This is a genomic window from Nonomuraea sp. NPDC049141 (assembly GCF_040648415.1).
Taxonomy (GTDB): domain Bacteria; phylum Actinomycetota; class Actinomycetes; order Streptosporangiales; family Streptosporangiaceae; genus Nonomuraea.
Genome location: NZ_JBEZDR010000175.1, coordinates 1 through 1,822 on the forward strand (window position 1 = coordinate 1; position 1,822 = coordinate 1,822).

Annotated in this window: 3 protein-coding genes; all 3 read left to right on the top strand. The window is 70.7% G+C overall.

The window, feature by feature from the left end; all coding sequences use genetic code 11:
* The coding region (locus tag AB0B91_RS65590; protein ID WP_358343129.1) for a hypothetical protein at positions 1-240 on the top strand (240 nt) is incomplete at its 5' end.
* Positions 241-253: 13 nt separating this feature from the next.
* Positions 254-1,012, top strand: a complete 759-nt coding sequence (locus AB0B91_RS65595) for a 2OG-Fe(II) oxygenase (RefSeq protein ID WP_089002198.1) — start codon at positions 254-256, stop codon at positions 1,010-1,012.
* Between the two features lie 5 nt (positions 1,013-1,017).
* A partial coding sequence (locus AB0B91_RS65600) for an argininosuccinate synthase (RefSeq protein WP_358343130.1) occupies positions 1,018-1,822 on the top strand: 805 nt, incomplete at its 3' end.

Here is a 1,822-nt window from a genome sequence, read left to right on the forward strand (position 1 = left end):
TACGAGCGCCACCTGCGGGCCAGTGCCGGGTACGTCCACGACGGCCCGGTCGACACCCCCGCGCTGGTGATCGGCGCGGACCTGCTCGACGCGCAGCTCGCCCAGTGGGCGGCCCGCGTCGGGGCGGCCCGGTCCCACCGCATCGGCACCGACCACTTCGGAGTGCTGCACTCCGCCGCCGTGGCGCAGGTAGCGGCGGCCGTCATCGATTTCGCACGCGTCGCGGCGGCGCGAGGTTAACCAAGGAGGATCCGTGTTCGACTCGAGAGTCTTGTACCAGGAACTGCGGGAGCACGTGGAGCGCGAGGTGGCGCCGGACGACATCGCCACGGCCCGCCGCGACTTCTCGTACCTGGGGCACGCGAAGGTCTCCTTCGTCGCCCCCGACAGCGTCAAGAAGGCGGTCGCCGACGAGGTCAACGAGCTGATCGACAAGGCGGGCACGCGACGGGACCTGCGGTTCGCCGAGACCGACTACACGCCGCGCCGGATGCGCAACGTGACGCGGGCGGAGATCGCCGACCTGGGCACCGTGATCAGCGGGATCTACACGGCGGAGCCGATCCTGCGGGTGTTGTCGGAGGTGGCCGGCGAGCCGGTACACCCGTGCCCGTACGAGCCGGAGCAGTTCGTCATCACCTGCCTGGAGAAGGACGGCGACACCCACGGCTGGCACTGGGACGACTTCACCTTCGCCCTGGTCTGGGTGGTGGAGTGCCCGCCGGTGGAGCACGGCGGCTTCGTCCAGTGCGTGCCCGGCACCACCTGGAACAAGAAGCGTCCGGAGATCAACCGTGCGCTGGTCAGCCGCCCCATCTACTCGATGGAGTTGTTCCCCGGCGACCTGTACCTGATGCGGACCAACACCACGCTGCACCGGGTCGCCCCGGTCCGCCAGGGTCGCCGCAAGATCATCAACATGGGGTACGCCTCCACGTCCGACCTGACCCGCGACTTCACCCACGAAACCATGGACCAGCTGTGGGCCACCGCGCCCGCCGGAGAGGTGTGACCGTCATGTCGTCTCGGAACAACATCGCCCCCCAGCACATCGTGCTCGCCTTCTCCGGCGGGCTCGACACCTCGGTGGCCCTGGTCTGGCTCAAGGAGCGCTACCGCTGCCGGCTGACCGCGTTCATCGCCGACCTGGGCCAGGGCGAGGAGCTGGACACCGCCGCCCGCAAGGCCGAGAAGCTCGGCGCGGACGAGGTGCGGGTGGTCGACCTGCGCGAGGAGTTCGCCCGGGACTACGCCTTCCCGATGTACCGGGCCAACGCCCTCTACGAGGGGCAGTACCTGATGGGCTCCTCCATCGGCCGGCCGCTGATCGCCGCGGCACAGGTGCGGGTGGCCGAGGAGGTCGGCGCCGACGCCGTGGCGCACGGGGCCACCGGCAAGGGCAACGACCAGATCCGCTTCGAGATGACCTTCGCCGCGCTGCGCCCCGACCTCACGGTGATCAGCCCGTGGCGGGAGTGGGACCTCGCCTCCCGCAGCGACCTGCTCGCCTACGCCGGACGGCACGGCATCGAGCTGGACCTGAGCAGCGGCGAGCGGCCGTACTCCATCGACAGCAACCTGCTGCACACCTCGTACGAGGGCGAGGCGCTGGAGGACCCGGCGCAGCCCGCGCCGGAGGGCCTGCTGTTCCGGGTGCGCGACATCGCCGACACCCCGGACGAGCCCGAGACCGTCGAGATCCACTTCCAGGGCGGCAACCCGGTCGGCGTCAACGGGACGCCCCTGTCGGCGAGCGCCGTGCTGGAGGCGCTCGACGAGATCGGCCGCCGGCACGGGATCGGCCGCCTCGACATCGTGGGGA